The organism is Streptomyces sp. NPDC005492 (assembly GCF_040605995.1).
Classification (GTDB): domain Bacteria; phylum Actinomycetota; class Actinomycetes; order Streptomycetales; family Streptomycetaceae; genus Streptomyces.
Map to the genome: position 1 here is coordinate 11,513 of NZ_JBEXDX010000061.1, position 26,287 is coordinate 37,799.

General features: G+C 69.0%; 21 protein-coding genes and 1 pseudogene. 10 read left to right on the forward strand and 12 right to left on the reverse strand.

The genetic code is table 11. The features are described from left to right. Positions 1 to 645: 645 nt before the first annotated feature. Together ABZT04_RS41735 and ABZT04_RS41740 are read left to right on the forward strand one after the other, a co-directional pair. The gene (locus ABZT04_RS41735) at positions 646 to 6,105 is read left to right on the forward strand and encodes a DUF6531 domain-containing protein (protein WP_356064732.1); all 5,460 of its coding nucleotides are present in this window, start codon (positions 646 to 648) and stop codon (positions 6,103 to 6,105) included. 2 nt (positions 6,106 to 6,107) lie between these two features. Next, positions 6,108 to 6,518, forward strand: a complete 411-nt coding sequence (locus tag ABZT04_RS41740) for a hypothetical protein (protein WP_356064734.1) — start codon at positions 6,108 to 6,110, stop codon at positions 6,516 to 6,518. Between the two features lie 560 nt (positions 6,519 to 7,078). Here ABZT04_RS41740 and ABZT04_RS41745 read toward each other — a convergent pair. The 9 genes and pseudogenes from ABZT04_RS41745 to ABZT04_RS41785 form a co-directional block, all read right to left on the reverse strand. Further along, a complete protein-coding gene (locus ABZT04_RS41745) occupies positions 7,079 to 7,975 on the reverse strand; it encodes a DUF6083 domain-containing protein (RefSeq protein ID WP_356064737.1) in 897 nt (298 codons plus the stop codon). Positions 7,976 to 8,135: 160 nt separating this feature from the next. Next, the gene (locus ABZT04_RS41750; protein WP_356064739.1) at positions 8,136 to 8,399 is read right to left on the reverse strand and encodes a helix-turn-helix transcriptional regulator; all 264 of its coding nucleotides are present in this window, start codon (positions 8,397 to 8,399) and stop codon (positions 8,136 to 8,138) included. A gap of 1,477 nt (positions 8,400 to 9,876) precedes the next feature. Continuing rightward, positions 9,877 to 10,101 (reverse strand): helix-turn-helix transcriptional regulator, encoded by a 225-nt coding sequence (locus tag ABZT04_RS41755; RefSeq protein WP_356064741.1) that lies wholly within the window; start codon positions 10,099 to 10,101, stop codon positions 9,877 to 9,879. Beyond that, positions 10,098 to 10,676, reverse strand: coding sequence for a Uma2 family endonuclease (locus ABZT04_RS41760; RefSeq protein ID WP_356064743.1), 579 nt, complete (start codon positions 10,674 to 10,676; stop codon positions 10,098 to 10,100). Before ABZT04_RS41760 ends, ABZT04_RS41755 begins: the two co-directional genes overlap by 4 nt. An 11-nt stretch (positions 10,677 to 10,687) precedes the next feature. Then, positions 10,688 to 10,914, reverse strand: a pseudogene (locus tag ABZT04_RS41765) (transposase); the annotation flags it as partial. Between the two features lie 43 nt (positions 10,915 to 10,957). Beyond that, positions 10,958 to 12,001, reverse strand: coding sequence for an alpha/beta fold hydrolase (locus ABZT04_RS41770; protein WP_356064745.1), 1,044 nt, complete (start codon positions 11,999 to 12,001; stop codon positions 10,958 to 10,960). Between the two features lie 407 nt (positions 12,002 to 12,408). Continuing rightward, entirely contained in the window at positions 12,409 to 12,627 is a 219-nt protein-coding gene (locus ABZT04_RS41775) for a hypothetical protein (RefSeq protein ID WP_356064748.1), read from the reverse strand. Further along, entirely contained in the window at positions 12,624 to 13,208 is a 585-nt protein-coding gene (locus ABZT04_RS41780) for a hypothetical protein (RefSeq protein WP_356064750.1), read from the reverse strand. Before ABZT04_RS41780 ends, ABZT04_RS41775 begins: the two co-directional genes overlap by 4 nt. 534 nt (positions 13,209 to 13,742) lie before the next feature. Beyond that, positions 13,743 to 14,225, reverse strand: a complete 483-nt coding sequence (locus ABZT04_RS41785; protein ID WP_356064752.1) for a hypothetical protein — start codon at positions 14,223 to 14,225, stop codon at positions 13,743 to 13,745. A gap of 278 nt (positions 14,226 to 14,503) precedes the next feature. Between ABZT04_RS41785 and ABZT04_RS41790 the strand changes: the two genes are divergently transcribed. After that, the gene (locus ABZT04_RS41790) at positions 14,504 to 17,611 is read left to right on the forward strand and encodes a tetratricopeptide repeat protein (RefSeq protein WP_356064754.1); all 3,108 of its coding nucleotides are present in this window, start codon (positions 14,504 to 14,506) and stop codon (positions 17,609 to 17,611) included. Positions 17,612 to 17,821: 210 nt separating this feature from the next. On the opposite strand, the gene ABZT04_RS41795 is transcribed toward ABZT04_RS41790, so the two are convergent. Both ABZT04_RS41795 and ABZT04_RS41800 read right to left on the reverse strand, forming a co-directional pair. Then, complete coding sequence (locus ABZT04_RS41795) at positions 17,822 to 18,340, reverse strand: hypothetical protein (RefSeq protein ID WP_356064756.1); 519 nt, start codon at positions 18,338 to 18,340, stop codon at positions 17,822 to 17,824. Positions 18,341 to 18,438: 98 nt separating this feature from the next. Continuing rightward, positions 18,439 to 20,946, reverse strand: coding sequence for a Helicase associated domain protein (locus ABZT04_RS41800; protein WP_356064759.1), 2,508 nt, complete (start codon positions 20,944 to 20,946; stop codon positions 18,439 to 18,441). On the opposite strand from ABZT04_RS41800, the gene ABZT04_RS41805 reads away from it, so the two are divergent. The 7 genes from ABZT04_RS41805 to ABZT04_RS41835 all read left to right on the forward strand — a co-directional run bounded on the left by ABZT04_RS41805 (position 20,938) and on the right by ABZT04_RS41835 (position 25,719). Then, positions 20,938 to 21,183: a hypothetical protein gene (locus ABZT04_RS41805; RefSeq protein ID WP_356064761.1), complete on the forward strand. Its 246-nt coding sequence runs from the start codon at positions 20,938 to 20,940 to the stop codon at positions 21,181 to 21,183. The two genes, ABZT04_RS41800 and ABZT04_RS41805, sit on opposite strands and share 9 nt — an antisense overlap. Then, positions 21,164 to 21,481, forward strand: coding sequence for a helix-turn-helix transcriptional regulator (locus tag ABZT04_RS41810; RefSeq protein ID WP_356064763.1), 318 nt, complete (start codon positions 21,164 to 21,166; stop codon positions 21,479 to 21,481). The genes ABZT04_RS41805 and ABZT04_RS41810 overlap by 20 nt, the downstream gene beginning before the upstream one ends. Further along, positions 21,478 to 23,022, forward strand: coding sequence for a helix-turn-helix transcriptional regulator (locus ABZT04_RS41815; RefSeq protein WP_356064767.1), 1,545 nt, complete (start codon positions 21,478 to 21,480; stop codon positions 23,020 to 23,022). The genes ABZT04_RS41810 and ABZT04_RS41815 overlap by 4 nt, the downstream gene beginning before the upstream one ends. Further along, positions 23,015 to 23,578: a transcriptional regulator gene (locus ABZT04_RS41820; protein WP_356064769.1), complete on the forward strand. Its 564-nt coding sequence runs from the start codon at positions 23,015 to 23,017 to the stop codon at positions 23,576 to 23,578. The genes ABZT04_RS41815 and ABZT04_RS41820 overlap by 8 nt, the downstream gene beginning before the upstream one ends. A gap of 349 nt (positions 23,579 to 23,927) precedes the next feature. Further along, positions 23,928 to 25,079, forward strand: a complete 1,152-nt coding sequence (locus ABZT04_RS41825; protein WP_356064795.1) for a competence protein CoiA family protein — start codon at positions 23,928 to 23,930, stop codon at positions 25,077 to 25,079. An 80-nt stretch (positions 25,080 to 25,159) separates the two neighbouring features. Then, positions 25,160 to 25,456: a DUF6247 family protein gene (locus ABZT04_RS41830; RefSeq protein ID WP_356064772.1), complete on the forward strand. Its 297-nt coding sequence runs from the start codon at positions 25,160 to 25,162 to the stop codon at positions 25,454 to 25,456. Next, the gene (locus tag ABZT04_RS41835; RefSeq protein ID WP_356064774.1) at positions 25,453 to 25,719 is read left to right on the forward strand and encodes a hypothetical protein; all 267 of its coding nucleotides are present in this window, start codon (positions 25,453 to 25,455) and stop codon (positions 25,717 to 25,719) included. Before ABZT04_RS41830 ends, ABZT04_RS41835 begins: the two co-directional genes overlap by 4 nt. A gap of 150 nt (positions 25,720 to 25,869) precedes the next feature. Here ABZT04_RS41835 and ABZT04_RS41840 read toward each other — a convergent pair whose 3' ends face one another. Beyond that, entirely contained in the window at positions 25,870 to 26,073 is a 204-nt protein-coding gene (locus ABZT04_RS41840) for a hypothetical protein (RefSeq protein WP_356064776.1), read from the reverse strand. Between the last annotated feature and the right edge of the window lie 214 nt (positions 26,074 to 26,287).

Consider the following 26,287-nt stretch of genomic DNA (forward strand, 5'->3'; position numbering starts at 1 on the left):
GCGCGGCGCCGATCGGCGTCACTGCGAGGGCCGTGGCGGTGATGGTCCTGGCGATCAGGCCGGACGCATCATCAATCGCAGATGGGTAGCTCGGCCGTCGTCTCATCCGCCGCGTCGATCGCACTGCCAGCCCGGGGGCACATGCGCCGCAACGGCAGCGTGCCGGCTGTCAGAAGCCGGTCAGGTCGTCGCTGCGCGGGTCGCAGGCGTGGCGGGTGCGGTAGATGTCGCCCTGCCGGGGGCTGGTTCGCTGGTTTCAGACCGCACCACCCCAGGTTCCGTGCAGGATGCAGCTTTCGGACATTCGCCCGGGCGGGTTGGGGTGATGCGTCGTGTGCACAGTCACATGCGTTGCCGGAGTTGGCCCTCGTTTCGGAATGCCACGGTCAACGCCCGACGAAGACCGTAAGCCCAGAGCAAAGAAGACCCCTGCCGCCACAGGCCGCACACAGACAACATGGGTGGCAAACCGCTGATTTCCACACCACCCGCCCATCTGGCGGAATCAGATCGCGCCCGCGCGGATCCGGAAAACGGACGCTGTTCCTCCTCGACGCGGCGGGAAATCATGCGTCGTGCGGCATGTTCATGACCGGCTGAGTGTCGCGGTGCCACGAAGTCGTTTCGGGCCTAGGGGGCTGTGTCATGAACATCCGCCGATTCAGAGCGCTCAGAGCCGGGGTGGTACTCGCCCTGCTCGCGGGTCTCAACGCCGCGATCCCGGCCACGGCGGTCGCAGCGCCCGCCGCGCCCGTCGCCGGCGGGGGATTCTCGGCCGGGGCGAAGCCGACGCCCGTCAAGTCGCAGCAGACGATGACGCTTTCGCAGCGGCACACCGAAATCGCGCGGGACCGTGCGAGCGGTACGCGTGCCGCGTCGGCGGTCGTACCCACCCACAGTTCACGGCCCACCGCGTCCGCGCTGCGCGAGAGCGTCAGCAAAGTGCGGAAGACCGCCTCCGCACACGATCACACCGCAACGGCCGCTGTGCGCACGGACGCGGCTGCCGCCGACACCAGCGTCTGGGGTGTCCCGGACAACGTCGTCATGTCAGGGTCGGGCGGCGATCCGCGCTCCTGGTCGGACAACGAGGTGTCACCCGGCTTGTTCAACATGGGTGTCGTCGTGCCCGGCGAGACCCTGACGCTGGCCGCGAACATCTGGGACTCGGTCGACGACTACGACTCGACGAGCGGCACCTATCTGGATGTCACCGCCACGGTGCACGTCACCTGGGAACTCTCCGGATGCGGCGTCGCGAACACCACCATCGACAACGGCCAAGTCGTCACCGCACACTCCTACTTCACGCGACTCAACACCAGCAACGGTGGACCGACTCCGGCCGCGCCCCGGGTGTCCACGACGTACACGGTGCCGCAGAACTGCGTAGCGAACGGGACGAATTACACGAGTCTGTTGGTGGTCGGCACGGTGACGGACACCGGCGGCACCGCCGGCTCAACCGCCGTCAACGCCTACGACTTCGCCTCTCTGCAGGCCGCCCAGACCTACGGCGGTCGCTGCGGCGGCACCGCCTCCGGTGCGGCCCGGCCGCAGGCGCTGGACTGCGACCCGGTGAACTCGGCGACCGGCGCCCTCTCCGAGGTGGCCACCGACGCGAGCGTGGCCGCGCCCGGAGTGCCGTTCACGCTGTCGCGCAACTACTCCTCGAACGACACCACTTCGGGGGCCCTGGGCGCCGGCTGGACCCTGCCCTGGGAGGCCTCGCTGACGGTGGCCGCGAGCGGTGACGTCACGGTCCGCGACGAGAACGGCGCCACCTTCACCTACACCAAGACCTCGACCGGCACCTTCACCACGCCGGTCCTCGGGCGGTCGATCCTGGCGGCGGTCTCAGGCGGTGGCTACACGCTGACCACCCTGGACGGCAAGGTGCTGACGTTCAGCGCCGCGGGCCAACTCACCGGCGAGAAGGACCGGTCGGGGCAGGGCCTGTCGTTCTCCTACTCCGGCGGCCAGCCGGTAACCGTGACGGACGCGGCCGGCCGCGCGGCGAGCCTGTCGTACAGCGGCAGCACGTTGAACCGGGTCACCCTCGCGGACGGCCGGCACGTCGACTACGCCTACTCCGGGAGCCGGTTGACGACGGTCACGGGACTCGACGGCGGCACCACCACCTACACGTACGACACCGGCGGCCGGCTCTCGAAGATCACCGACGCACGCGGCGAGGACGTGGTGAGCGATGACTACGACTCCTCCGGGCGCGTCATCACACAGACCGACGCCACCGGTGCGGTCACGTCGTTCGTGTACGGGAGCGGGGAGACGGACATCACGGCCCCGGACGGGGGCGTGTGGAGCGACCTGTACGCGGGCGGTCTCCTGACGGCCCGTTACGACCCCTTCGGCAACCGGACGTACTACGGCTACGACGGCCATGGCAACCGCACCTCCGTCCTCGACCCGCTCGGCGACCACACCACCTACACCTACGACGCCACGGGCCACATGCTCACCCATGTCACGCCCACGGCGACGGAGCGGTGGACCTACACCTCCGGCAACGTCGCCACCTATACCGACGGCCGCTCGGACAAGACGACCTACGGCTACGACACGACCGGCCGTCTGACGTCGATCACGGACCCGGCCGGCGGGGTGACCAACCTGACGTACACGGCGGCCGGGCTCCTCTCCTCCCGGACGACACCACGCGGCAAGGCCACGTCGTACGGCTATGACACGGCCGGGAACCTCACCTCGGTCACCTCACCGCTGAGCGAGAAGACCACCTACACCTACGACGCGTCGGGCAGGCGCCTGACCAGCGTCGACCCGCTCGGCAACACCACCACCTACACCTACGACGCCGCCGCCGACGTCACCTCGGTCACCGACCCGCGCGGCAAGAAGACGTCGTACGGCTACGACGCCGCGCACAACCCGACCTCCACGACCGATCCGCTGGGCGCGACCACGACGTTCACCTACGACGCCGCCGACCGCCTGACGTCCACGAAGGACGCGGCCGGCAAGAGCACCACCCGCGCCTACAACACTGCGGGCCTGGTCACCTCCGTCACCGATCCGCTGGGCGCGGCCACGAGTTACGGCTACGACAAGGCCGGCCGGCTACTGAGCACGACCACCCCGCGCGGCAACCTCTCCGGCGCCAACAAGGCGGCCTACACCTGGAGTTACGGCTACGACAGCGCCGGCGACCAGCTCACCGTCACCGACCCCACCGGTGCGACCACCGCCACCGCCTACGACGCCGACCACCGGCCGGTCAAGGTCACCGACCCGCTCGGCAGGGCGACGACGTATGCCTACGACGCCGACGACAACACCACCAAGGTGACCAACCCGCTGTCCCAGAGCATCAGCTGGACCTACGACACGACCAACCGCGTCACAGCCGTCACCGACGGACGCTTCTACAGCACCAACTACGGCTACGACACCGACCACGATCTGACCTCCGTCACCTCACCGCTGGGCGAGAAGACCAGCTACACGGTCGACGACGACGGCCGCCGCATCACCGCCACCGACCCGCGCGGCAACGTCTCCGGCGCCAACGCGGCTGCCTACACCTGGAGTTACGGCTACGACAAGGCCGGCAACCCGCTCACTGTCGCCGACCCGACCGGCGCCACGACCTACCGCTCCTACGATGCGGACGGCAACGTCGCCTCCACGACCGACGGCCGTGGCAACTCCACCGCTTACGCCTACGACGCCGCCGGCAACCTCACCTCCGTCACGGCACCCGACACCGGCGTGACGGCCTACACCTACGACGCCTTCGGCGATGTCACCGGCCGCACCGACGCGAACAGTCACGCGACGGCGTACACCTATGACGCCGACCACCGCCTCACCAAGACCACCGACCCCCTCGGCCGCGCCGTCTCCAACGCCTATGACGCCGACGGCAACCCGACCACGACGACCAACGCCCGCGGTCAGACGGTCACCGCGGCGTACGACGGCCGCGGCCGGCGGACCGGCGTGACCTACAGCGACGGCACGGCGGCCGCGTCCTACACGTACGACGCGGCCGGGCAGAACACCGGCATCACCGACGCCACCGGCAGCCGCACCGCCACCTACGACGGCGCGGGCCGCCTGCTCACCCTCTCCGCCCCCGGCAGTACCACGCCCTTCACCTACACCTACGACGCCGACAACGACGTGACGGCGCGCACCTACCCGGACGGCTACCAGGCCACCTTCACCTACAACTCCGACGACGAGGCCACCGCCCAGACCGCCAACTCGGCCACCACCAAGTACGCCTACGACGCCGCCGGGAACCTCACCACCACCACGCTCCCGACCACCAACGGCTACACGGAGACCCGCACCTACGACGGCGCGGGCCGACTGGCGACCATCGCCTCGGCCAACTCCACCAGCACCCTGGCGAGTTGGTCGACCACCCGCGACGCCAACGGCTCGCCCTCGGTGCTGACATCCACCCGCTCCGGCACCACGGCCCCGCCGACCAGCTACAGCTACGACACCAACGGCCGCCTGCTGTCGGAGTGCACCGCCCCCTCCGGCTCCACCGGATGCCCCACCGGTTCGTCGAAGACGGCCTACACCTACGACAAGGCCGGCAACCGCCTCACCAAGACGACCGGCAGCGCGAGCACGAGCTACACCTACGACGCCGCCGACGAACTGACCAAGGCCGTCACCGGTTCGACCACGACCGCCTACACCTACGACGCCGACGGCAACCAGACCGCCTCGGGCGCCAACACCTTCAAGTACAACGCCGCGAACCAGCTCTCCACCGCCACCGTGGGCTCCACGGCCTACGCCTACACCTACGACGCGGCTGGCAACCGCACCACGACCAAAACCAACAACACCCTCTCCCGCACCACCTATTGGGACGTCAACAACCCCCTGCCCCAGATCGCCGATGAGACCAACGGCTCCGGCACCCTGATCGGCGACTACCGCTACGACCCCCTGGGCGAGCCCCAGACACTGCGCACCACCGCGGGCACCTACTACGATCACCACGACCTGTCCGGCTCCATCACTGACCTCACCAGCTCGACCGGAGTCGACCAGGAGAAGTACGGCTACGACGCGTACGGCAACACGACGACCACCGCTCTGGTCACCGGCGCACCGGCCAACCCGTTCGCCTACACCGGCCAGTACCAGGACCCCGCGGGCACCGCTCTCGGCTACCAACTGCGCGCCCGCACCTACGACCCCGGCACCGGCCGCTTCACCAGCACCGACCCTGCGGGCAGCTCCCTCACCGAGCCCTACACGTCGTCCTACGCCTACACCGACGACGACCCGACCACCCTCACCGACCCGTCCGGCGCCTGCCCCGAATGCGTGAGTGCGGCGATCGGCGGCATCGTCGGCGGAGTCTTCGGCGGGATCAGCTACGCCGTCAGCCACCCCCACGACTTCAGCTGGAGCGGTCTCGGCACATCCGCCGGCAAGGGCGCACTGTACGGCTTCGGCGCCGGACTCCTCATGCCCGCAGCGGGCGCGGGCGCCGTAGACCTCCTGGGCCTGGAAGAGGGCAGCACAGCGGCCACGGTGACCTCGGCCACCGTCAACGCCGGCGTGGGCGCGGCCTACACCTGGGCCTTCGACAATGCCCTGTGCGAACCCACCACTCCCGGCGACCTGTTGCTCGGAGCACTGGGCGGCGCGTTCAGCGGACTCGGCCGCGGCGGACTGGGCGAACCGCGCGCCGTGGTCGACGGGGCCATGCCTGCGGGGAATCGCATCATCAGCACGTCGCAGAGCCTGGAGCAGAACATCGCATCGGTGAATGCCAGGGAACTGGGGGAGGCCTTCAGTGGTGTATACAGTCTGTCAACCGGCGAGCTTGAGGGCCGACTGAGCGGCGATTATCCAGGTACGCTGGTTCCTCGTAACGGCGGGCACGCAATAATTAATCGTGAGAGTTTCGGAAGGGCCGAGGACACCGTTGCCTTCACCGCGATTATCACAGAAGACGGGCTTAAGGTGACCTGGCGATCCTTGGGAGTCAACGGTATGAACTTCGGAGACCTGGAGGCGCCTGCCGAGTATCGCCAGGCGATACTCGACCTGTTGGAGGAAATTACCGGAATGACTGCAAGAGGGTGAGCGTGGACAGCAGTGTACTGATCGGTGAACTGCCTATCCCCGCCCGGTTGATTCAACTGATCAGGGCGGGGAAGTGGGTACCTCCGAGTGATGATGTCCTCCTCGAGGTCTTCGCGGAGGAACCGGTGCAGCCGCAGTTCTACGGAGAGGGCATGCTCATCCGGGAGAATCAAGCATGGCGGGCGTATCCGGAAAACGCGTGGCCCGGGAATCCTGATATAGAAGGGAATCTGGGAATCGCGGCTGAACGATCGATGGTAATCGCAGACCTCGGACCCGAAATGCCCATCGTCCTGGACTATCGTAAATCGCTTACCTCTCCACGAGTGATATACATGAGGGCCTCGTCGTGGGTGCAGGTCGCCGAAAATTTTGAGGACCTAATTGAGCGCTTGTACCCGAACTCATTATGAGGGAAGGCCAGGGCCCGCATTTTCAGGTAGTGGTCGTGTTCGAAGCGGACTGCGCCCTGCTCGGGGTTGTGCAGGTCGGTCCAGGCCTTGAGGGCGAACGGCAGGACCTGGTCGGTGAGTTGGGTGTGCTCGTCGGTGGTGTTCAGGCCGCGCGGGGATGGTAAGTGGTGGCGGGCCAGGGCGCGGTCGGCGGAGTAGCAGTAGCGGGTCACGGTGCGCAGCAGGGTGTGGGAGAACGACCTGGGGCTGATCTCGTGATCGCCGATGCGGATCGGGCGGGTGATGGGCGAGCACGCCGTCCAGCCGCCCCTCCAGCCTCCAGGCGCGCTCTCCCTCGCCGCGCCGGTCCGGATAGTGCGTGGTCAGGACGTCGGCCGGCAACCGTGTGCCCAGTCGGAGCCGCAGCACGTGCAGGGCGGCGCCCGGACTATGTGCCTGCTGAACGGCCAGCAGCCGGGTGCGGTCCGCGTTCGCGGCCAGCCCGATGGTGCGCCGCGCGTGCCGGAGTTCGCTGTGGGTGGCGGGCCTGGTCGGGATGATCTCGACGGCATGGCACCGTGTCATGGGCGGTCCGCCTCCTGCGTACAGCGGGCGGGACCGGGGCGGCGGGCGCGGCCGGGCAGGCGGGTGCGGATGTGCTCGTGGTGGCGCAGCGGGTCGAAGGGCTCCCAGTCGGCCACCGCCAGGTCGGCGGCCGTGGGCGAGGCTGCGTGCTGTAGGCAGCGCTGGGCGCGCCAGCGCAGCTGCTCGGCGTACGGGACGCCGCTGAGGTCGTAGACCGCCATGACCGCTGAAGGCAGGGCCAGCTGACCGTTCGTCGCGGTGGCCGGCATCAATCTCCAGGTGCCGGCCGGGGCGCCGGGGGAGAGCAGCGGGCTGGTGCAGCGGTGGCGGCGCCGGGTCTGGGCGACGCACTGGATCTCGTCCACCGCACAGGCCGCGAGGTAGCGGACGTACAGCAGCTGCACGACGGGGCGGGCTGGGCGGCAGACCGCTGCACCCTCTCCCCGGGATGCCGGTGCGTCCGGCGAGGCTGGGGGAGGGGTGAAGGAGCCGGCGTCGATCAGGCGGCGGGTGTTCACGGCCAGAGACCGGCGCAGCCCGGCCAGTTCGGGACAAGCCAGAGGGATCTCCCGGACGGGACAGACGACGGCGTGTGGCAGACGGCACCAGCTGCTGCCGTCTCCGGCCGGGTAGGCGACACCGGAGCTGACATGCCAGCGGCACCCGGCAGGCACCCGGGCGGCCGGCAGTTCGTGCGGATGGAGGCGTACCGGCCGGCGGTTGCTGCGGTGGTACCACTCGACCCGGTTGCCGCACTCGCGGCATCGGTCGCCTTGGCCGCAGCGCAGCAGCCGGCTGACGCCGTCGGGGGTGACCTGCAGGGAACGGCGCGCGCGGTGGGCGAGGACCGGGCTGCCGTCCCAGTGGCGGGAGGCGGGAGGTGTGGAGCGCATGCGCGTGAACCTGCCAGCCAACACGCCGCATCCGGGGCGGCGCTGCCGCCGGATCCCCCGCTTGGCCGCATGCGGTGGAACGGGAGCGCGAATGGGCGATCGCGTGTTCGATGCGGTCTCGCCGGTTCGGGTGATCCGCGGCGGCCCCTCGGGCGGGGTGTCAGTCTCCGCCGGACCCCGGCAGGTCGTGTCTGCGGCACAGGGTGCTGAAGAGCTCGTCGAGCGGGGTGTCCAGGGCGTGGGCGAGGGCGTGCCAGGTCTTCAGGGTGCCGATGGTGCGGCCCTGCTCGATCTCGATGACGGTGCGTCTGGCCAGGCCGCTGCGGGCGGCGAGCTCGTCGTAGGTCCACCCACGCGCGGCCCGCAGGCGCGCGAGTTCCAACCGCAGCGCGTCGAGGTCCGGATCGGGCGGCAAGATCGTCACCCGTCCATCCGACGGTGCAGACCCCTGCCCTGTCAGTGCAGACCTCTGCCCTATTTTCCCAGGTGACAGCAGCCATCAGAGGGCAGAGGTCTGCACTACGGTGGGCGGTCGCCCCCACCACCAAGGACCAGACCAGCACGGAAACAACCGGAGGAACACGCGCCCATGAGGCAGCGCACAGCATGCCCGGCGACACCACGCGCCTGGACCGTAGAACTGCGCCCACACTCCAGCGGGCTCGTCCTCGCATGCCAGCACTGCCCCCACGGCACCACACCCATCACCGCAACCTCCGCCCGCTCAGCCGCCCTCGCCCACCTCGCACGACACGCACGCGGCGACCTCCGCCCCCCGCACCTGCGGATCTGCCAATGCCACGAACGCGGCTGCCGCTGGCACCCCCGCCACCGCGGCTGCGCCGGCCCCATCCGCCTCCTCCTCGCATGCGAACACGGCGGACGGCTATGGCGACTCGTCGACGCCTGCACGGCCTGCGCCGCAGCGACAGCACAGGCCGCCGTCGTACCCGACACCGCCCTCACCCGCGCACCCCAGCAGCCGGCAACCGCTCGGCGACGTGGCAGACGCCGCCCCAAGGGCCCGGATGGACGAGTCCGGGTCCACGAAATGCTCAGCTACCTCGCCACCGCGCTCCCGGGGGACACCTCGCCCTCCGCGCACCTGCTGGCGCTGCAGTGCGCATTCCGTATGAACACCAGAATGCAAGTCCACCTGCCCAAAGGCGTGTTGCGCAGCCTCCGCCTCAACGCCACCTCGGGTCCGTGGCGCGAGTTGGAGCACGCGCGTTGGCTGCGTCCAGCCCCCGGGAACGCAACCAACGAGATCACCGCCCAACTACTCGACGTCACGCTGCTCAGCCAAGCCCCAGCCGGCCCCGACCGACGACGTGCCGCGGACTGGGCACTGCGCGTCGGATCCTCCTCTGCAGTCGGGGCAATCGAACCGTTGCCCCGACTGGCAGGCGTCTACCTAGCCGCACACACGGACCCCGAATCCGGCAGTGGTCTGGGCGAACTGGACCGGATGGCGCACGCCTGCGGTGCCCACCCCGCGGAACTGACCGGCACGCTTGACCAGTTGGCGGCAACAGGACTGCTGGGGTCATGGCAGGCCTGCCCGGACTCGGGAGATCTGCAGTGGACCCTCGCACGCGGCACGGGAATCCCCGCCGGTGATCCCCGGCGGGGAGTGGTCCGAGGAAACGTGCGGGGATAGGCCGGTGCCTCCGCACAAGCGACGCCGGCTACGACGGACCAGGTTCCGCGACATGCAGCCGTCACGCGTCCCCGTCCATGGCTTCATTCACGAAAATGAGGCTCTGGCACCGATCTTGGGGATCGGTTGCGGAGGGCCATCGCGGATCTCCTCAGAGGTCTACCGTCGTGAGTACAGCACTCCATGCGCCTGAGGGCGGCGAGTCCCGTGTCCGCGATCGTTTTCCCTTTTGATCATCTGGTCAGGATGAGGGCAGGGCCTGCCCTGAACCGGGCGTGAAGGTGACCGTCAGCCGGCAGTCCAGTGCCGAGGCGATGCGGCCCAGGAGTGCCAGGGTGGGCAGGTCCCGCCCGGATTCGATGCGTGAGATCGCGGCCTGCCCGGTCCCGGCGAGTTCGGCCAGGCGTGTCTGGGACATGCCCCGCTGCCGGCGCCAGGACCGCACCAGGCCGGCGGTGTCGTTCACCGTCCGGCGCCCGCGCTGTAGCGGGGCAGAGCAGTGGTGTCGATCTTCCAGCCGGCGACGGTGACGGTGTCTCCGAAGGTGTAGTGCTGCCTGTTGTCGTACGTAGGTTCGCCGGTGCGGCGTGCAGGCGCCCAGTGATGGACAGCCGTCCCGTCCCGGGGGTCGACAATCAAATAGTGCGGCACCCCCATGGCCGGATAGTCGCGCAGCTTGCCCTCGTAGTCATTGCCCGGGTTGGCCCGGGAAACGATCTCGATCACCAAGTGGCAGCGGCGCGGGTCGATGGCATCGCTGTCGGCCGTGGCCTCTTCCTCATCGATCACGACGAGGTCGGGGACCCGCAGGATGCCCAATGCTGCATCCTCCAGGTCGGTTCCGGGCATGAGGACCAAGTCCGTACCCAGTTGAGGCTCCAGCTGGGTACGCAGGCGGTGGGCAACGAGCTGATGCTGCTTCCTCGGACTCATCATCATCAGCAGCTGGCCATGACTGATCTCCGGCCAGGCCAGCGTCTCAGGCTTGTCGAAAGCCTCACGGAACTCACGAAGATGCCCGTAGATGCTCTGCTCCGTCACACCCCCACCGTATAGACGTCATGGTCGTAGCCGCGGTCGGCGAAGAGCGAGTCAGGTTTGCGGCGGGGGACGCCCGACCCGGCCGCGGACCGGCGGGATCGCGTCGAGCAGCGGCAGGAGCCGGGTGACGTCGTTGCGGTTTCCGACTGTCAGCAGGACTGCGAGCGCGGTGCCGTGGCCCGTCAGTGATCAGATGATGTTCCGAGCAGGGCCGGCCCCGGCCGGCCGGCGACGGGCCCGTGTCCTGGGCCCCACGGTTCGCGGTCGGGGGCTCGGCTGTTCTACGGAGCCGGGCTGATGTCGCCGTTGGTGTTCATGTTGAAGATGCCCTGGGTCTTGCCGTCGACTTTCAGGTGCTTGAGCCAGTGCTCCGAGAGGTTGTGCACGTTCTTGTGCTGCATCTCCCACACCACCGAATGGCCGGCGCAGTCCAGCTTGACCATCAGCTTGTGGTCACCGGCGATGGAGTTGTAGAGCGCGGGGACCGAGAAGTTGAATTCCGGATCTTCGCTCGACGTGTTCGCCTGCCTGTCGAACTCCCCGTACGCGATGAGGACCGGCACGCTGGCGCCGAGGACGGCGCCCTGCGCCGCGGTGGTCTTGTTCCAGCCCCACCGGACGAAGTTTCTGATGCGATTGCGCCCTTCACCGACCGGCCCCCACATGCTGCCCACCGGATCGCTTTTCATGATCGCGTCCCACACCTTGTCGCGCATCTCGTCTTCGCGCTGCCCGTCGCAGTGCACCTCGTTGCTCCACCCGTTCCAGGTTCCGTCTTTCGTGCTCAGGAACGTCGGGAAGCCGGGCTGCGGCAGCGGGTCGGGGGCGTTCGACGTGCCCTCGGGCGGGAAGATCGGCGCCAGCAGGAACAGGCTCGACACCTTGTCCGGGTTCTTGACCGCGTAGGGCCCCATCGTGAACGCGGCCGCGGACCAGCCGATGAAGGCGACCTTCTTCACCCCGCGCTCGCGGATGATCCACTCCACGACGGTGTTCAGTTCGTCCCGGTCGCTGTTGGAGTTGGTCAGCTGGAACGGATAGTTCGGCGGGCCCGGCGTGAAACTTGGAGGTCTCGGCTTCAGAAGGTACTGCTGGGCGGGGCTGACGTTGCGCGGGTCGTCCATCTTCGGCCGCGGCGACAGCCCCGAGCCCTGGAGGTCCATCATGAAGACGTCGTAACCGTCCTTCGCCAGCGCATCGGCCCAGCTGTACGACTTGTACTCGAGATCAAAGCCCGCGAGCACCGGAACGCTCCGGCCGTGGAGCATCAGGACGGCCGTGCGCTCGTCGAGGTGGCCGGGGGGCGTGCCGTCGCGCTCGCGCACGAAGAGTTCGACGTCCTCGTCCTTATTCGCGGGGACGGTGGACTTGTGGGGTACCCGGAGGTCTTTCACGGTGACGGGCATGAGGATCCGTTCTCTCCGCTCGGCCGGGGCGTCGTGGCCCCGCTCAGACCACACTCGATGTGCGAGACCGTCCGCGCCACAGCAGGGGGCCAGTCGTGTGACCTGCACTTTCTCCGTGCCGTTGGACCGGCGCTCCAGCCGTCCGTAGCCGACAGCCAGCGCCCTTTCAGCGCGCCCGAGTAGCGGACGGGCCGTTGAACAGGGTTTCTGGCCCCGTGCTGAACACGTTGCGCCCCACGGGCTTCATCGACCGCACCCCGCTACCGGACCCGGACCGCTCTCGCACCGCTCGCTTTACAGACCCGCCACTGAGTACGACGGACCCGCTACATCGGCCTGGCCAAGACACGCTCCGTGACCGAGTCCGCGACCGCCGATGACCAGGCGGAACCGTAGGCAGCCGACCGGGTCCGCGCCAAGTCCGGGCCCCGCGCGCGGCGGGTGTCCACGAGGGTGGTCAGCGCGTGGCTGAGGTGGACGTGGTGCTTCTGCTCGTCGTACGGCAGCCAGGTGTCCGACCGCTCGGGTTCGGGGAGCCGGTTCATGAGGGCGTCGGCGGCCGTGAGTGCGGCGCGGGCCTGCTCGCTCTGGTGGTTGAGAGCGTAGGCGCGGGCGGCGACGGCGGCGCCGGCACCGCGGCGGCGGTCGGCCGGGTGCCGGCGGCCCGCCGAGCTCGGCCGGCGAGTTCGGCGGCTGCCCTCGGGGCGCCGTAGTTGAGCGGCACCATCGCCTTCCGGCTCAGGACCCACGCGTGCAGCTGGTCGTCGTCGGATTCGGCGGCGGCCCGGGCGGAGGTCGCGAACCAGGCACGGGATTCGCGGCGGCTGCCCAGGTCGTGCAGGACGATCGCGGTCATCCCGGCCATCTGCCCGGCCGTCCAGCACAACCTGGTCCGGATGGGGGCGGGCTGCGGAACGGTGAGCAGCGGGCGCAGCGTCACGAAGTCGGTGACCAGGTCGGCCAGTACACGGGTAGGTGCCTGTCCGTGGTAGCCGTATCCGTAGCTCTCGGCTGCGGCCTCCAGGCCGGCCAGATCCTGGGGAGTGCCGGGGGAGAGGCTCTGGTCGACGTCGGTCCGGGCGGCGGAGAGCGCGGCGAGCGCCGGAGCGGTGAGGCCGGTGGCCAACGCGCCACAGCAGGTTGCGGCGCTTCATCGGATCATCTTCTCCATGGTCGGACTCCGTGCTGAGAACGGCGGCGTCCTCCCAGGGTTGTGCAGCAAGCCCCAGTAGGGCACCGGGAATGCGCCGTGAGGGGGGTGACAGATGTGATGCCCCGGGCGATCTGGCTGACCCGCTCGGCTTTGAGCGCGCACGCTTCGGCGATCCGGTTGAAGGAGATCCCCATGGCGTGGGCCATCGCGGACACCGCGGTGAAGTCCCGCTCACGCAGAGCCCGGACAATGCCGGGTCGGCCGGGGGAAGGGACGGTGCCGGCCGAGGCAGCCGCCCATCCATGAGCTCACTGCACCGGCGGGAACGCGTACATCGAGCGCACCTCCGGCGCGTTCACGCATCACCCGTCCCTCCCGCGACTCCGAGAAGCTCCCCCAGTCATGATCACCGTGGTGGTCCACCGCCGTACCGGCGAAGCCGAGCCCGCGCGCCGCGGCAACCGGGCCCCACCGGTTTCAGACCCCGGATCCAAGGAGCAGGTGTCTTTAGGCCTGGACGAGGACGGTGCACCAGACCTGGTTGCTGGCGCCGATGCCGCAGTCGGCGATCTCACCGGTGCGGATCTTCGTCCAGACGCCCTTTGCCCGCCAGTGCCACGTGCCGACCCGCGAGAACCGCTCGTGGTAGCCGTGCGTGGCGAAGGTGAAGGCGTCGACATCGACGCCGGTCCCGTTGCCGCCCCGCGTTCCGTTGCCGAACGTCAGCTGCCGGCACTTGGCGTGCTTGAACTCGCTCCCGGTGCCCCCGCCCCAGTTCCACACGTCGCAGTAGTGCGGGCCCTCGCCGAGGCTCGTCGTGTAGTGCATCGTCTCGCCGGTCCGGTTCTTGACCGCGCCGCACAAGGGGCCGACGCACCCGTCCGCGGAGGCGGCCGTGGCGCCCCCGACGACCACTGCGGACGCCATGAGGGCAGCGGTGACGGCGGCCAGGGCCGTCCGGTTCTTCACTCGGGACGTCATCGTGCGCATGCACAGATCCATTCTCTTCATCTCTCTTCATCGTGTTGCGCCGAGGGTCCACGGATGCCGCCGCGGGTGTGCCCCACAGCACGCGGCGTCCGTCGCGGTCCGCCTGACGGCAGATGACCTGAGGATCTACTGTGAATCTTGCGAAAATCTTGCGATGGTTGCCCTGCGGCGGCCCCGGAGCGAACCACGGAGGGCCGCCTGGAGCCCCGGCCGCTGCACGGCGCACGCAGTCCCTGCCACCAGCTGCCGCCCCTGCCGCCCGTCCCGCGTGAGGCACGATGACCCTTCACCTCCTCGGACCCCTGGAACTGCGTGTCGCGGGGCGCGTGGTCGACGTCGGCCAGCCCCGTCGCCGAGCGGTCCTGACGGCACTGGCGGCAGACACCGGCCGGCCCGTCCCCTTAAGCACATTGATGGACCGTGTCTGGGACACCGCCGCACCCCAGGGAGCCCGGTCGATCCTGTACGCGCACATCAGCCGCCTCCGGCGACTCCTCGACGGCGCGACACCCACGCGGGACGGGGCCGGGCCGCAGACACCCGCCCCGCCGCTCGGCATCCGCCGGAGCTGCGGCGGATACGTCCTGGAGGCCGACGAGGACGCCATCGACCTGCTCCGTTTCCGCTCGCTCGTCAAGCGGGCGGGGGAGGGCCACCTGTCCGACGCCCGCCGCGCGCAAGTCCTGGAAGAAGCCCTGCGGTTATGGCGCGGCACGCCGCTGGACGGGCTGCCGGGGGAGTGGGTGGACCGTACCCGCACCGCATGGACGCAGGAGCGGGTGGAGGCGGCCCTGGCCTGGTCCCGCGCCCTGCTGCGGCAGGGCGAGCCCGGGCAGGCGCCCGCCGTCCTGCAGTCCTTGCTGGCGGAACAGCCGCTCTGCGAGCCGCTCGCCGCAGAGACGATCCGGAGCCTGGCCGCTGCCGGAAGGACGGCCGAGGCGGTGGACACCTACACGAGCATCCGTCGACGGCTCCACACCGAGCTGGGTGTGTCGCCGGGCCGTGAACTGCGGTCGGTCTACGAGGACATGCTGCGCGCCACCGGGCCGGACAGGTTGTCGGCAGCGGGGTCCGGCCCCGTCACAGCTCGCGCGTCCACCCCGGCCCCTGCCGTGATTCCCGCCCAACTCCCGATGAAGGTCAGCGATTTCAGTGGTCGGGAGGAACAGCTGGCCGAGCTCACACGGTGGCTGGTGCCCGCGGACGGCCCGCAGACGGGCGGGAGTGGGTCGGCCGTGGTCGTCTCGGCCGTCTCCGGCACGGCGGGCGTCGGCAAGACCGCACTGGCCGTGCGCTGGGCACACCAGGCGAGGGAAGCGTTCCCCGACGGGCAGCTCTACGTCGACCTGCGAGGCTACGACCCGGACGAACCGGTCTCCGCGGCCCAGGCCCTCGTCGGCTTTCTCACCGCCCTGGGCGTGCCTGGCCAGGAGATACCGCCGCGGCTCGAAGACCGCGCGGCCCGCTACCGCACAGCGGTCGACGGACGGCGCCTCCTCGTCCTCCTCGACAATGCTGCCTCCACAGCGCAGGTACGCCCGCTACTGCCGGGCAGCCCGACCTGCAAAGTCCTGATCACGAGCCGTGACGCGCTGTCGTCCCTGGTATCGGTGCACGGAGCACACCGCGTGGTCCTCGACGTCCTGGCGCCGCACGAGGCGCTCGCTCTGCTGCGCGCCCTGATCGGGCCGCGCCTCGACGCGGACCACGCGGCAGCCACCGCCCTAATCGAGCAGTGCGGGGCACTGCCGCTGGCTCTGCGGATAGCGGCCGAACGTGTACTGACCCGCCCTCTGGACCCTCTGCCCCACCTCGTGGAGGAACTGCGGGACCACAAGAGACGTCTGGACCTCCTGGACTCGGCCGACGGAGACCCCCGGGGCGCCGTGCGGGCGGTCTTCTCCTGGTCCTACGACCGCCTGCCCGAGCAGGAAGCACGCCTGTTCAGACTCCTGGGTCTGCACCCGGGACCCGACGCGGACGTCTACGAGGCCACCGCCCTGGCGGGCGGGAGCGTCGAACACACACGGCGGTCCCTCGATGTCCTGTCCCGCGCACACCTGGTCCACCGCAGCGGTCCGGGCCGCCACACCATGCACGACCTTCTGCGTGCCTACGCCGCCGGACTCGCGAACCGGCCCGACCGGACTACGGAACGTGACGCCGCCCTGAACCGGCTCCTGGACCACTCCCTCGCGGCGTCGGCGGCCGCCATGGACGTGCTGTATCCCGCCGAACGCCATCTACGTCCGGCGGTCGCGGCACCGCCCACCGGCCTGCCGCCGCTGCGTACGGCCGACGAGTGCCGCGCATGGCTGCGCGCCACCCAGCCCACGCTCGTCGCCCTGTGCTCCCGGACCGAGGACCCCGGCCCGGCCCGCCACACCGTACGGATCGCCACCACGCTCCACCGCCACTACGAGCGCTCGGGCCACTTCGCCGACGCACTGACCGTGCACACCCACGCCTTACGCGCGGCCCGCGCGGTGGCAGACACCCGCGGCGAGGTCGACGTCCTCGCCTGCATCGGCGCCGTCCACCGACGCCTCGGCGACTACGCCAGCGCCCGCCGCCACCACACGGACGCGCTGTCGCTGAGCCGCCGGATCGGATACGAGGCCGGCGAGGCCCGCCATCTCACCAATATGGGCGTACTGCACGAACTGCAGGGCCGCTACCGGGAAGCCGCCGAACAGCACGAGAAGGCGGTCGAACTGTTCCGCGCGGTCGGCGACGCCCCCGGCGAGGCCGACGTGCTGAACAACCTCGGCATCGTGCAGGAGCTGCTGGAGGACTACCAGGCCTCGATCCAGCGCTACCAACAGGCATTGGCCCTGTACCGGCAGACGGGCCACACGTTCGGCGAGGCCAGTGCCCTCGGCAACCTGGGCATCGTCCTGAGGCGACTGGGTGACCACCCGGCCGCGGCCGGCCGTTTCGAGCAGGCGCTCGCCCTCTTCCGGCGCCTCGGACACACCGGCGGAGAGGCACACGCACTCTCCAACCTGGGCGACGCGAGGTGCCGCCAGGGTAGATACGAAGAAGCCGCCGAACACCAGCACCAAGCCCTCGCCCACTTCCGGCGCACCGGCGAAGCCTACGGAGAGGCCGGCGCCCTCAACGGCCTGGGCGAGGCACTGCACGGCACCGGCCGACACACCGAGGCCCTGGACGCCCACACAGCGGCGCTCGAAGTGGCCCGCGGAATCGAGGAACAGGAAGAACAGGCCCGCGCCCACATCGGTTCGGCCCGCATCCGGCAACACACGGGAAACCGGGACGACGCGATCGATCACTACCGGCAGGCGCTGTCCTTGTACACCGCACTTGGCTCACCCCGCGCGGAGGAAGCACGCAAGGCCCTCCTCGCCGTGACGGCCCCGTAGTCCGGCGTCTCGCGGCGCCTGCCCGGGACACCGCCACCTCGATGGCTTCACATACGTCCTGGGCCTGGAGCTGGATGATCCGGGGCTCCCTCGCGGCATGCCGGGTGGCCAGGGGGCGTCGCCGTCGTCGTCGCGTTCGGCAGCGGACAACATCCTCTTCCCCGGCCCCCGCGCGCCAGGAGGAACGGCCGGGCCGCCTGACACCTGCGGTCAGGGGGAGCCGGGACGCACGTTGGACTGCTCTACATCGACGAGCGGGAACTGTACACACCGCACCGGCTTCTCCTCGCCATCGATGAGTACGGTCACCGTGACGGTCTGCCCCCGGCGAAGGAGACTCGGCTCGACCAACAGGCCGCCTCGCTGCATACCCCCGGTACCCGGGATCAGCTCCTGCCACTTGTCGATCCCGGGCAGGAGGGCGTCCGCAGGATCGCTTGATACATCCAAAACCGCTGCCACCGCGTGATCGAAGTCGAACTTGATCTGCTTTCTCTCGTAGAACATCTCCGCGGTGACGTCCCGGTCTCCCGAGCAGCTGAGAATAAGCTCAATGATGCGAGGGTGCGTCAGCCGCGCAGTTCCCAGACTGACCGTCAGCATGGCCCCGTCGCCGGCCAGCCGCTCGAACAACGGGGTGTTGGACCGCACCCACCAGTTGATCTTCCGCTTGGGGTTCGCGGACCGCAAAGTAGCCCACACCGCCAGCCCACCGACCAGCACACTCACGGCACTCGTGATGGCGAACTGCCACCACAAGCCAGAATCCCACCAGTCGCCCGCAAGTCTCTCCATGGCTCCGGATTCAATCACCGGCAGGACAGCCGTCAGCCCGCCGCCCATTCCAGACCGAGCGCGGCCAGCTGCGCGCGGCGCTCCGTGCTCAACTTCCCTGCCCGGCGGCGGGTGTTGTCGAGGAACGCTCCGAGTTTGAATGGCTCGCCGTCCACGATCTCGACGTGCTTGCGCGCCGGCCGCAGGTGGCCTTCGCGGGCGTGGAACTGGCGGGCGGCGGCGAGGTTGGCGGTCCATCGGGCGTCCTGCGACCGCGGCCTACTCGCGACCACCTCGCCCTCACTACGAGGCTGCACTCCGATGGACTCCAGGAGGTACTGCTGCGCGGGCATCAGCCGTTCCCACCCGGTCCGCTGCCCGGCGATCCATACGCCCAGGTCCTCGCCCTGCACGAGTAGCTGCCCGGGTCCGGTCGGGAGTGTGCCGCCGGCCTGGACGTGGGCGAGGACAAGCCGGTAGCAGCGCTGCCAGCCGATCTCCCACGCCGGGCACCATCCCGGATCCACGTCCGCGAGGGCCTCCGTACGGGCCGCTGACAGCTCACCAGCGGCAGAGACGCCCGCTTCCCCCGCCTCGCGCCGTGCGGCGTTCTCCGCCGCCCTACGAGCCGCCGCCCGCTGATTTTTGGCCCACACCCCGAGCGGGAAGTCGTCCCAGACCACGGAGGCGGCAGGCAGGCAGTGACTGTGGACGGCCGCGTACGAGCGGGCCACGGCAAGGCCGGCATCCCACGCGGACGCCTGCACCGACCACACCATCCCCAGCGCCTCCAGCTCGACGACACGGGAGGCCTCCAGCACCCCGGCCGCGTAGTACCGGCGCTGATCGGCCACCCACACCCCCAGCGGATGCCCGCCGATCGCCGGCCAGTCCTCCGGCGTGACGTACGTGTACGGCACCCGCAGCTCACTGCTGCCACTCTCGCGCCGCCACCGGGTCGCCGCCTCGACCCCGCGCCGCCAGTACGCGGCCTCGGGGTCGATGACCCGCAACCGCACGAACTGGGTGAGCACGGCCGGGTCGCGTTCCTCGCTGAACCGCAGCACCCCGGCCGCCGCCAGCCCCACCCGTACGACGTCCTGCTCCTGGCCGTCGTCCTCGCCGCGCTCACCGCCCTCGCCCTGCTCGGGTTCGACGCTCTCGCCCGTCCCAGACCGGCTGTTGCGCACGCGCGGATCGGCGAGGGCCTCGATCGTCTCCGCGTCGTGCGCCCGCAGCGCCCCGAGGATCTTCGCGAGGGTCCCGTACGCATCCGAGGTGAGCAGTTCGTTGGCATCCTCGTTCTCTCCGAGGAATACGGGAACGATCAGCGTGGCCAGTTTCCCGACCCCTGGACGCATCCGCAGAGCACGCCCGACCATCTGCACGATATCCACCATCGACCCACGCGCGTCCGCGAAAAGAACCGCATCACACTCAGCAGTATCGACGCCTTCACCCAAAACACGAACCGAGGAAAGAACCCTCAATTCCGCACGCACATCCCGACCCTCGAATTCTGGCGTACCGAGGAAATCGGAGGAGAACTCATCGAGCACGTCACGGCGGTGCGCGGGCGCGTGCTCGCCGTATAGCCACTCCGCCCACACCTGCTCCGCGGGCGGGAAGGTCTCGGGGTCGTCTGTGGCGAGCCGGCCCGCCGTCACCGGCACCGCGGCCGCCATCGCCTCCGCCTCACCCACTCGACTGTGGAAGGACAACACCCGCCGGAACCGCTCCTGGGCCGCGGCCCGCATCAGCCCGGTCTGCACGGCCGCCAACCGCGCCCCGCGCACCGCGTCGGAGCCGGTCGCCTCCGTAGTCTGCGCCGAGTACAGCTCGGGATCGCGGATGTCCAGGCACAGCACCTGATACGGCGCCACCAGGCCCATGCGGATCGCCTCGGACAACCGGAGCTTGTACGCGACCGGACCGAAGACCTCGGAATCCTCATCCATCGACGCCACCATCCGCGGCCGGTCACCCTCCGCCTCCCACACCCGCGCGGTCGCGGTCATGTACAGCCGGCGGACCGCAGGAATCTGCGCTTGGTCGTGCACGGCAGCCCACGGCTTGCCCGCGTCCCCACTCGTGCGGTGCGCCTCGTCGACGACGACCAGGTCCCACACGGGCAGGCCTGCGGCGTGTGCGCGCTGGAGGGTGCCCATGCCGACCGAGGCGTACGACGCGAACACCGTGATCACCTCCGGGCCGGCCGTCCAGGCGACCAGTTCGTCCGGGTCGGTCGTGCAGGGCACACCCTGACTGTCGGCACCTCGCAGAGAACAGACCCCCACCATCGCGCCCCTGCGCCCGCCCTGACGCCACGCACGCGTCATCTGAGTGAGGAGATCCAGGGTGGGCACCAGGACCAGCACGCGGCGGGCGGACAGCCGGCGCGCCGACTCGACACCGATCAGCGTCTTCCCGGACCCGGTAGCAGAGATGACCTGCGCTCTGAGGCCATCGGCAGACATACGGCCGCCGGGGAGCCCGGAAAGTGCCCGGACAACCGAATCAACGGCCTCAACCTGATGCGGACGCAGCGTCACATGCGGCATCCGAACATCTTCCACCAGCACCTGATAGGTGCCCACCAGCAGCACCCTGCCGCCTGCGAAGACGCCGCCGACCGCATCGTGAAGACTGCCTCGAACCGGCCCGGGCCAGGTCAGGCCGCGATCAACGGCACCGGCTCCACCGCCACGCCCGGCAGCACCGAATACGCCAAGGTTGCGATATTCGCATTAATGGTGCGTATCTTGTATACTTCTCGCTATGAGTATGGCCCTGGATGAGCGGCTGCGGTCGGCGATCGCCGCGCTTCTGTATGCGACGGGTGAGTCGCAGGCCGATCTCGCGGCCTCGCTGGGGGTGAGTCAGGCGCAGGTGAGTCGCCGTCAGTCTGGAGCGGCCGCCTGGAGTCTGACCGACTGCGACGTCGTGGCCGCGCACTACGGAATCGACGTACTGGAACTGCTTGCCGGCCCCACCCAGGCCACAGAGTCCCTGCCCGCAAAACGCCGCCGACCGGTCGGCGGCACCGCAGCCCGCGCCCGCCGGACTGCTGCCGCGCAGGACGGGGGAGCCCGATGACGGACTTCGAGGCGATCGACGCCCTGCTCGCCCGAGCAGGGCAGGAAACCCCCTTGCCGCCCGTTGAAGAACGCCGCTCCCTGCGGAAGGCACTGAACGTCTCACGCGCTCAGCTCGCACAAGCTCTGGGCGTCGGCGCGTCCACGGTCGGGGGCTGGGAGTCTGGACGCGAACCGAACGGCGAAGTACGCGAGAAGTACGCGTACTTCCTCAACGCAGCCCGCACCAAGCTGGACACCGCCGCAACTGCAGTCACAGAGCCTGCCGTCGAACCCGCAGAGGAGTCGGCGGAAGCCGACGAGCCGGCCGACCTGGACGACGTCGAGGAGCTAGCCGTCCCGCAGCCGTGCGTACTGTGCGGGCAGCCAGCCCGCCACCAGGTCGAAGGATTCCCCCAGCACCTCGACCCCGCCGACTGCGGCCCTGCCCAACCCGCCCCGGCCGCCGAACCCGCCCGGGAGCCGGAGCCGGAGCCGGTCGGGCGTACCGAGGCGCAGCGTCCGGCGCCCGCCGGCAAGCCGGTACGGCAGGCCGGGCGCGGCGTGAAGGTCGTGCCGGTCGGTCGCCGTATGCAGCCCGCCGACACCCCGGACCTGATCGCGTCCGCGGTCGCGGCCGTCCTTGCTGAGCATGCCGGTGATGTGGAGGCGGCCACCGCGGCACTGGTGAAGCGGGCGATCCCGGACGCGATGGCGCTGCTGGACCACACACGCAAGGGCGGCCGCTACGACGTCGTCGCGCACCCGCCGCTGCCCGACGTGTTGCGCAAGCAGACCGCGCGCGGCGCCGACCAGGTCTGGGAGGCCCGCCCGAAATGGGCCCGCCCCGAACTCCCGGCCGGCGAGCACGAGGTGACCGCGCTCGATGTCAACGGCGCCTACTTGAGCGCGCTCAAGACCCACCTGCCACTCGGTCAGATGGAACACTCCACCGGCGGCCAGCACGACCGGCACCGCGCCGGCATCCACCTGATCACCCCGCCAGCCTGGGACCACGACGCGGTGCTGCCCAACCCGATCGGCAACCGCGATGAGGCGGGCCCGCTGTGGGTGACCGAGCCGACCCTGCGCCTGCTGCTGCGCATCTCCGGCCCGAAGTACGGACTGTGCGAGCCGCCGGTGATCCACGAGTCGTGGACGTCGGGCGCCACGGAAGGCCTGCTGGAGAAGTTCCGCATCACCCTCAAGGACGCCCGCGACACCGCGATCGCCGACGGCGACGACGTGACGCTGGAATACGTGAAGGCGATGTACTCGAAGTTCGTCTCGACCATGGGGGAGTCGAACTACAACCGGGAGCTGTACCGCACCGACTGGATGCACCTCATCCGCTCCCAGGCATTCGCCAACCTGTGGTGGAAAGCCCACCGCGCCTACGACGAAGGCCTTATGGTGGTCCGCGCCATGGGCACCGACGAATTGCATGTCATCGGCGACTGGCGGGCCGTCTTCCCGGAAGGGCGCGGCGTGACCGAGGTCAAGGTGAAGGACATTTACACCGTCGGCAGCACGACAGAATCAGAGGCGGCTGAAAATGCCTGAGCGCAATCTCGACTTCGGTAAATTCGGTGCGCGCGGCATCAAGGGCCACGAGGCTGTCGCGCGGCAGCTGGACGCGCTCGCCGGCTACATCGCCACCCCGGTCACCGTCCACCGCGGCCTGCTCGCCCGGCTGCACTACCTCACGCGGTCCGACCACGCGCGGGCCGCCGCCCGCGCGGCCGGCCTGACCGTCATGGACCGCACCGTGCGGGCCTGGCTTGCCGGCACCCGCACGCCCTCGCGGAAGAACCTCGCCGCGATCGAGCAGGCCTACCGCACGGTCCGGCGTGAGAACGTCGCTCGCTACCTCCTGGCCCGCCTCAACCGCGGCACCCGTGTCGAGATCCACCCGCTCAACCAGTCGCAGGTGGACCGTCCCCACCAACGGACGATGGAGTACCGGGCGATGAATGTCCGTCACTGGGACCGGATCGTCGCCGCGTGGGCCGCCGACGACGATCAGGGCCTCGATGACGCCTGGGTCGACCAGCTCGCCGACCTCGGCTCCCAGTGGGGCCAGTACGAGTACGTCACTAACATCGGCTTCGCCGCCTGAGCTAGGGCGGCGCGTTCGAGGTGCGCTGGTGCGCACGGTGGGACTGAGGGACAACTATTTGCACGGCTCGTACGACGAACCGCACGATGATCTAGAAGCCCATGTGTACCAGGTTCACCTTCATCGGCCTCACCCGAAATCCATGACGAGGATGGTCGTCTGACGTTACCGTTAGAGGCACATTTCCCTTTCACGGGGCGGAGTTGGAGCCATGGCGTTCCTGGTAAACCACGAAACCTGGGGCACTATCGATGCAACCGCCCCAGACCTTGGATGCGGCAGCTCTTGGGATACAGTGCACCGCGCTCGACCTGCCGCCCCACTTAGCTGCCGCGAGTGCCAGCACGCCATGGTCCCAGTTCGCTCTCCCCTCGGATTGCGTTTCTTCCGTCACGCACCCCGAGCCCCCCGCTGCTCCCTATCAGGCGGCGAGTCAATTGACCATCACCTGCTGAAACTCGAACTTGCTCATGCATCTCGCGCAGTGGGGTATCACGCTGAATACGAGGTTGCGGCACCGGATCGTTCTTGGCGTGCCGATGTGATGGCGACCAGTCCCGACGGTGCACAGCGGATGGCCCTCGAAGCGCAGCTTTCACCGATCACTCCGGAGGACATCCAGCAGCGCACGAATCGATATGAGCAGGATGGCGTCGAGGTCTGCTGGTTCGGCCTCAAGCCCCGCCTCTGGGTCGGGACTGTTCCCTCGATACTGCTCAATTCAGGCCATGAGGGTGGGGGGTGGTCTGTAAGTGCTGGAATCGCGCGCATGACGAAACTGGACCAGGATTCATCCTTCCAACAGTGGGTTCCTGTGGAAGGAGTAAGTCTCACTGATTCTGTGGCGTGGATTTTGACCGGCCGGATGCGGCCGCACAGGCCTCAGTCCCTGGCCAAGTCAGTTCTGGAGCAGGTAAGTCGGCAGTGGCCTTCGAGTTGGGTCGGCCAGAATTCTCACGGGTGGGACGTCTGGTGGACGACCTCCAGCCACATAGAAACCGATATCCAGCAGCATAACGATTACCGCGAGCAAGTTCACCTTGCAATTCTGCGTGCCGAATCTCCACTGAAAGCATTTCGCGTGCGTGCGAAAATTGAAAATATATCTGCCCTGGAAAAGCTAATATTGAAGCAATTCAACAATAATGCCATGCGTTCGCTCGCTGACTTTCAAATCCGACTTGATTCCAACTATGCAGACGGGCTAGCTTTCTACGGATACCGCTGGGACGGTTCTGGAACGATGCGGGACCTGAAACCATTTGTGGTTGTCTGCCCTGACATACTTGATCGCGGCAGCCAGTACTGGACCCATAGTGTGCCCGTGGCTTTCCCTGTCACCTATCGTGACCGTCTCGAAAATATAAAGAATGTGTGGCTGTTTGATCTTGAAAAGGGGGCCATATGGCCGATCGAACCGAAGAAATCAGTCACTGACGCTGCCCTCGAAAGTTGGAAATCTGTGAAGCCGACCGACAGCAGCTCGCCTGATATGACATGACGGTGGCTTCCGTGCGGAGAGCATCCCCGTCGTGGTCCCGCGCGCGTACCGTGACGAGGACGACCTGCCTGGAGGACGCCATGAGCGCGCAGTCCGAAGAAGCCCCCGCCCCGCCAGCCCCGGCCGCCGCCGCGCAGCTGCTTGCCGAACTCCGCGCCGACCGTCGCGCCAGCACATGGGTGCCGGCGTTCGAGCAGGACTGGGTTCGCGCACTGGACGACGCCCGGCACTCCTTCAGCCTCGCCCCGGTCCACGCCGTCGTCCGTACCTGGCGGGCCCGCCTCGCGGCGGCTCCGGCGGTCGACGCGTTCCTCACCGGCGGTTGCGACGACTCCGACGGCATAGACCTCGACCAGGTCTTCGGAGCCCGCACGTGAGTGACGGACAACCGCCCTGGCACGCCCGCCTGTCGCCCCAAGCAGCCGGTACCGCGCATGAGTTGCCCGAGCCGGTCCGCGAGATGCTGCGGGACGTCCTGGACATCGCCGGCCGCGACCCGTGGTCCTTCCCGCCCTTCGACGCCCGCGACCCCGAGGGCGAGGACGTCCGCGCCGCGTCGGTCGGAGGGCTCACGGTCGTCTACTGGGTCAACCGTCCGGCCGGACGCCTGTACGTCATCGACATCGTCTGGCTCGGCTGATCCCCCCACACTCGAAGATGCAGGTCAGAACACCTTGTCAGTGCGGCGTCCTACTGTGACAGCAGACAGGGAGGAGCTGGCGATGACCGTGTTGAACACACCAACCTTGAGCAGCGAGCCCGGGCGCTCCGTGGAGCGCCCGGGCATTGGTCAGCGCCGGATGTGCACGGTGATGTGGATGCCGCCGGCGGCGGCCCCCGCGGCGGCGACGGCCACTGCGGCCGCGGTGTTGCCGGTGAAGGCGAGGACGAGCACCGTGGCGAGGACCGCCAGGGTGCTCAGGACGGGCAGCCACGGGTAGTACTGGGCTGCGGAGGACTCCGTACCCGTTCGGGTACGGTCAAGGGACGTCACGCTTCTGGACTCCTTCGACAGGAACGGCAGCCCGACGTGAGGCGAAGGGGAGACCCCGGTCGCGAAGCAGCTTTCCTAGGGCATGGCTTCGCAGGGGTCTCTCCCTTCGTTGTCCGAAGGGCCGTGGACTTGCCCTTGACTGTAAAGGGCCTCACTGACACCCCGGAGGGGCATAGTTGGGGGCACTTGACCGCGTGTGGTCCCCACCTCTCGC